The organism is Roseburia faecis, assembly GCF_001406815.1.
In the GTDB taxonomy this organism is placed as follows: Bacteria; Bacillota; Clostridia; order Lachnospirales; family Lachnospiraceae; genus Roseburia; species Roseburia faecis.
The window spans coordinates 20,830-27,026 of sequence record NZ_CVRR01000020.1 but is presented as its reverse complement, the minus strand read 5'-3'; the positions used below and the strand labels follow the sequence as shown (position 1 = coordinate 27,026).

5 protein-coding genes are annotated in these 6,197 nt (G+C 31.2%); all 5 read right to left on the bottom strand.

The window, feature by feature from the left end; genetic code table 11:
- Positions 1–84 precede the first annotated feature (84 nt).
- The 5 genes from M72_RS09145 to M72_RS09120 all read right to left on the bottom strand — a co-directional run bounded on the left by M72_RS09145 (position 85) and on the right by M72_RS09120 (position 6,197).
- Positions 85–612: a hypothetical protein gene (locus M72_RS09145; protein ID WP_206541821.1), complete on the bottom strand. Its 528-nt coding sequence runs from the start codon at positions 610–612 to the stop codon at positions 85–87.
- Positions 613–968: 356 nt separating this feature from the next.
- A complete protein-coding gene (locus M72_RS09135) occupies positions 969–2,057 on the bottom strand; it encodes an acyltransferase family protein (protein WP_055067989.1) in 1,089 nt (362 codons plus the stop codon).
- Positions 2,058–2,072: 15 nt separating this feature from the next.
- Positions 2,073–3,605: a glycosyltransferase gene (locus tag M72_RS09130; protein WP_055067988.1), complete on the bottom strand. Its 1,533-nt coding sequence runs from the start codon at positions 3,603–3,605 to the stop codon at positions 2,073–2,075.
- Positions 3,606–3,608: 3 nt separating this feature from the next.
- The gene (locus M72_RS09125; protein WP_055067987.1) at positions 3,609–4,661 is read right to left on the bottom strand and encodes a glycosyltransferase family 2 protein; all 1,053 of its coding nucleotides are present in this window, start codon (positions 4,659–4,661) and stop codon (positions 3,609–3,611) included.
- Positions 4,662–4,685: 24 nt separating this feature from the next.
- A complete protein-coding gene (locus M72_RS09120) occupies positions 4,686–6,197 on the bottom strand; it encodes a glycosyltransferase family 2 protein (RefSeq protein ID WP_055067986.1) in 1,512 nt (503 codons plus the stop codon).

The window sequence follows — 6,197 nt, the reverse complement described above, 5'->3', positions numbered from 1 at the left end:
CAATTTCGCACCGTTAGTCATTAACCTGAGCAGGCACTTGTCTTAAGTTGACATTAGGTTGACCACATTGGGGTCAGACCCCTTTTATTCATTATTTAATGAAATATTCTGTAATGTGTTTATGGAATAAAATCCCAGAAATAATATTCCTATACAACATAATTTTTTTCTTAATGATATTTTAAATTTCGATGTCAATAAAATTAATAGCCCGACTTCTCCAATATAAAGAAAAGATTCTGTTCTCCACGTTGCAGCAATGACTGTTAGACAACTAAATAATATTATTTTTTTCCAATCCCATATGTCCTCACTCTTTTTGATCCCAATAATCATTACCAACATCACTAACTCGATATAAATATACAATCCCATTCGATATTCTGAAAATTGATACATTAAAATTGGTGGCAAATAGAACGGAAGCGTTTTTATAAATATATCAACATATTTATTTTTTATTTCTTTTATATCATAATAATTTTCCAAATTAGTCACAACAAAAGCAACACATATAGCGACTATAATATTCTGTAAAATTATAAATCCTCCTGGAAATGGAAGCATTTGAAGTAATATATCCATGTATATGCCTGTAAGTATTGTTGCCAAGCTACAAAATCTGAATACCACTGTAATACATTTAAACATCCAATATCATCCCACGACCATGTTCCAGGCCATAAGACAACAGTACAAATAGACATAACTATTAAATAAAAAAGAAAGACTTGAAATCCTCTTTTATATTTTGGATTTTCTCCTTTAATTTCTCTAATGACATTAAATAACCAACTTTAACTGTAATATATACTTTATTGATATTCTCATATTTAAAATAGAGTCTATCTATATGTAGAATCGTTGTTACACTCCATTGTATAACAGCTATAATTACAGGCACTAATTTACTTATTTTTTTTCATTTACTATGTTATCCTTCCATTTTTCAAAATCACATAACAATATTACAATTTTTCAGGAGCAATTTCAAAATAGCCAAATAACTTTCGAATTCCATTGGAAATTATCTTAGATAACTTTTGTGACATAAATTTCTTATACCCGATAGCACATGCAATTATTGTAATAAATAACAAGCTGTTCACAATTCTCCAATCGCTCGTTATTCTTGAGAACCAATTAAACAAACAAATAATTATTGCCTGATGAAAAATAAAAAACTCAAACTGTATTTTACCAAATAGCTCAAATATTCTGGCTGAGAAAATCCTACTAAGAATTCCTCTATTAAATGCAAACACAAAAACCGTAATACAAAACAAGAAAACAAATGATGCCCTCAACCAGGTCGCATTTTTCATGATACATAAAGCAATCGTCAATATTGTAATTATTATTTCTACCAAAGAATTTATAAAGAAACTACTAGATTGTAATTTCTCTTTTGTATACATAAACAATGGAACCAACAACATTCCCATAAAAAACTCTAAGCACCTAATAAGTGGAGAAGTGTGAATCACAAAATTCCAAACCATTCCAGGACATTTTATATTTACATATTCAATCAAATATCTTATTGCAGCAATCATAACAAATAAAACAATTGATTGCTTAATTTTTTGACAAAATGTAAGCAATAGAGGGGTCATAAAATAGCAAAAAATTAATGCAGAAAGAAACCATGATGCTCCATTATATGAAAAATAGACATCTTGATTCAAACTCCACGCTTGTAATAGTAATGCATTATCTAAAGCAATCAAAATATTTGACAGCTGTATACATCCATTTATAATAATTGTTCTTAAAAACATAATCAATAATACACAAAAATGCAGCGGCCAAAAACGTATAATTTTCTTAATTGCATACATAAATGAAGCCTTCCATGTTTTTGGCATACCTTTATAAAAATAATTATACCCAACCAAAAAACCAGAAGTAACAAACAATAATTCACATGTTCTTGCTCCCAAATCAACATTAGGATTTGGGATTGAACTATGCCACCAAAAAAGTAATAGCATAGCAATTACCTTTATCCCCCCAAGACTGCTAAGATGCTGCTGTGCAAAATTTTTCGATTTCAATTATCTAATCTCCTACTATATTCCTTTATTATTTAATAATTTCAATTTTTTAATTGCCTTATTTTCTTTTAATGCTTTTTCTTTTCTATGAAGTAATTTTCTTATAGCTCCATCCCACCCCCAATATAATAAAATAAAAAGAAGAAGATCTTGTTTACTTCCAAGCTTATTTATAACATACATTCCCTCAATAAATCCAAAATCACCTTTAATGTCTCTTTTAGCTTTTCTACAGTACTCTTTGGAAAATTCTCTTTTTATTTTTTCCAGAGCATATCTATGTGTGTGTACTTTAACTAAATGTAAATAATCAAGTTGATTTCTATTGGATGCATTTTTCATAAATTTATCAAGATATTCAAAAATCGGAAAATGAACATATAATCGCTCATCATCTGCCGAGACATCTTGTCCAGGACGAGACATCCTATAATAATACAAATATTCCGGCACTGCTATAACTGATCTTGCTTTTGATGTTACTTCAATCTTAAACGGAAGATCATCAAATCGTTTGAGTTCTGTATAAAAATGAATCTTATTACGTTGAATCAAATCTTTACTATATATTCCTCTCCAAATAGCAACCCTTTGATATCCTATCAATTCATCAATCTTTGCTGGATCGCTTGTTCCCTCATTATATGGATAACTCAATGCATCAGGTACTTCAGCACTCAATCCTGTATTTTCATAATACTCTCGATATCCACAATATGCTATTTCATAAGTTCCTTCTAATGCCTTTGCCAATAATTTACGATACATATCTGGCTGAATAAAATCATCTGGATCAACAAATCCAATATATCTACCCTTTGCTCTTTCTAATCCATACTGTCTTGCAGAAGCACAACCTCCATTTTTTTTAGACAACAACTTTATTCTAGAATCTCTTTGTGCATATTTTTTTACAATATCAGCACAATTATCAGGTGATCCATCATCCACAAACAAAAATTCCACAAAATCTGTTTGCCATGTCGTTACTGTCTCTATACACTGTGGTAAATATTTTGCTATATTATACATAGGGAAAATAATGCTTAATTCTATTGGATTTTCCTCATTTTTTTCCCAATTCAATACATCTTTCTTCCCACCACCAACATAAGATATTATGTATATTTTTTTTGTATTTTCTCGAAACTTTTCCCATATATCAAAAGTATTAATGTAATTTCTATCATGCATTCCAATTAAATACTTTGCACTTAACTTAGATAATTTTTCTACAAATTCTTGATTTTTTACACCTTCATATAAGATAGCCAAATCTTCTTGTCCAAATTTATGATCATCAAATTCATTTTTACGCAAAAGAATAAATTGTCTTGGAATATAATATTGTGAATCATTTTCAATATTTTCTTTTTCCTTTTCAACAGCTTTAAACAAATGATCCGAAAGAGATAAAACAGTTAATTTTTCCAAACATACACCTATTAAAATATCTTGCATAATTTTTATTCCATGTTTAGATCCAATTATTAACAGAACTTCTTTAGGCGACTTCTGCAATTCCAAATATAATACCATATCATCCATATTTTATTTTCTCCTAATATTTTTTCCTATTTTTACCACTGCTTTTGTAATAAATTCTTTTCTATGATAATTACATATAACTTTATATAACGAAGACCTAAGTAATCTTAACAATATAATTTCTTTCCTGCAAAGTTCACGCTGCTTAATAAAAATATTTATATATCTCTTTGGAACTGCTTTTAAATATAGATGTATTTTTTTAACCAATTCCCCATAATTTTCTTTTTTTGTTACAGCCATCGACCAAGTTGCAAATGTAAAAAACATACGCAAAATATAACTAATTTCATTTTCATTCCATTCATTTTCTATCGCATAAACCAATGTTTTTGAAAAAACAGGTATAATATCTAAACGACCAGCATCTGATGATGAAGTAATTTGATTTCCAGAATTAATCCGATAACAAAATCCAACATTTTCTACCATAATGCAACGTCTTGCCCAATAAAAAATATAAAAATGTGGAGCAACATCTTCCCATTTAACTCCTGTCGGAAAAGAAAATTCATATTTCTTCAAGAATTCCATACTCCATATACACCTATTCACGCTTGCTTCAAGTCCAAACATTTTAGGTGATTGTTGCGGATTTGTAACCATCGTATATTCAAAAATTCCCCTTAATTCTTCATTATCAGCAAATTCTGTAAATTTACAATTTGACATATCATATACAACAGGTGTCATAAAAACTATTTCTGGTTTTTCAACTTCTCTTTCTAATCTATCTAACACTAACTCTACTGTTCTTGGCAGTAACCAATCATCACTATCCAAAAATTCTATATATTCCGTATCGCAGTACTCCATTCCAGTATTCCTTGCAGCTCCCAATCCAGCATTTTCCTTATATACATAAAAAAATCTTTCTGGAAATTTTTCAGCATATTTTTGAGCTATTTCTCCGCTCTTATCCTTAGATCCATCATCAACCATTATCACCTTAAAATCATGATTTGATTGATTCACCAAACTATCCAAACACTGTTCCAAATACTGTTCAACATTATATATTGGAACAACTATTGTGAGTTTTAAATCATTATTCATATCACTTTCTCCTCATTTTCATTCCTATTTGCTCAAATACTTCATCCATGCACTTTTTTTTGTATATAATCCTGTTTTATTCTGATAATTAAGAACTGCATTTTTTCTTTCTTTTATCAGTTTCAAGCATACTCTGCCACTTTTTTTCCAACATATCCAATTGCCATCTTCCTCCACATCTCTTATTTTAAGATGAAGTTTTTCTGGATCTTGTTTCCATAACCAATCCATCCCCTTCAAAAAATCTTCTGTGCCTCTAACTACAAGAGAGACTTCCTTCTTTCTATTAAGAATAAGTCGAATTAATAATCGTTTCCAGAAAAATCGCCATATGCATTTTTCTGCCATCTTTTGACTGTACTGTTGTGTAATTTCAATTAAATCATTTCGAATATCATAATATAAATTACTTCCCACTACCCTACTATCTGGGGTTCTATGCCATACACTAATTCCATTCAAAAATACAATTCCATGCTCTCTGTTTCGTAATCCAAATTCAATATCGTCATGATGCAGAAATAACGGAATCGGTAAATTGTCCTCCCGAACAATATTCAACGAATAGCAACAGCACCACCAGCCCGAATACAGCGTTTTTTCCAATTTTGTTGTAATAAGATTTTCCCGTGTTGCATTCTCGTATTCGCGCACATCAAGATTTTTATTTGCATTCTTAATCAATCCCTCTCCCCAGGTTTCTCCAGAAGCAAATAACAGATACGGTTTATCCTCCCGAAGCATTGTTCCACCCAGAATAATATCCTTCCACTCTGGCTTCACCACACACAGAAAGCCATACATGCGTACAAACAAATCCGGCTCTAACACCGCATCGTCATCCATAAGCACTACATGTGTTAACTGTCTTTCTTCTTTATCTTCTAAAACTTCTAACATACCTCTGGTAAATCCGCCTGCTCCACCGGCATTTTTATTCGGTATAACAGAAATTCTCTCCTGCCACGCCTTTAAATACTGCTGCAATGGTTCATATGCGTCTAATGTTTTTCCATTATCAATGATGTATCCCCACAAGGCTTTCGAAACCTGCAGTTCTTCATTTTGCAATACACGCTCACAAAGTACCTTTAAGTTGCGCAGGACATATTCTTCTCTGCGATATGTACAGATATCAATCCCGATTGCCACATGTGCAGCCTTCTCACATACCCCCATATAATATCCTGATATCTGCTGCATCTTACACCTCTCATCCGGCACAAGAGAAAACCAGAAAACACCATCTGTGTATTTCTCCCATGGAAATTCTATGGTATACACATGTTTTGATTCTTCCAGCTTGATTTCATCAATACATTCCCGATTATGATAGAGTCGAAGCATTTGATATCCTGCGGTTTTGATAGACAACTGCAATTTTTCCAATCTTGTATACCGCTTCCATTTCTCGATATAAAAAAGATTGAAATATCCATCAAAACATATCTCTTCTCCCTTTCTATGAAAATACAGGGCTTCTTCAACACAGATTTCCGGATCAGGCTGTAGAATTGTTTGTAATTGAATTTCCAT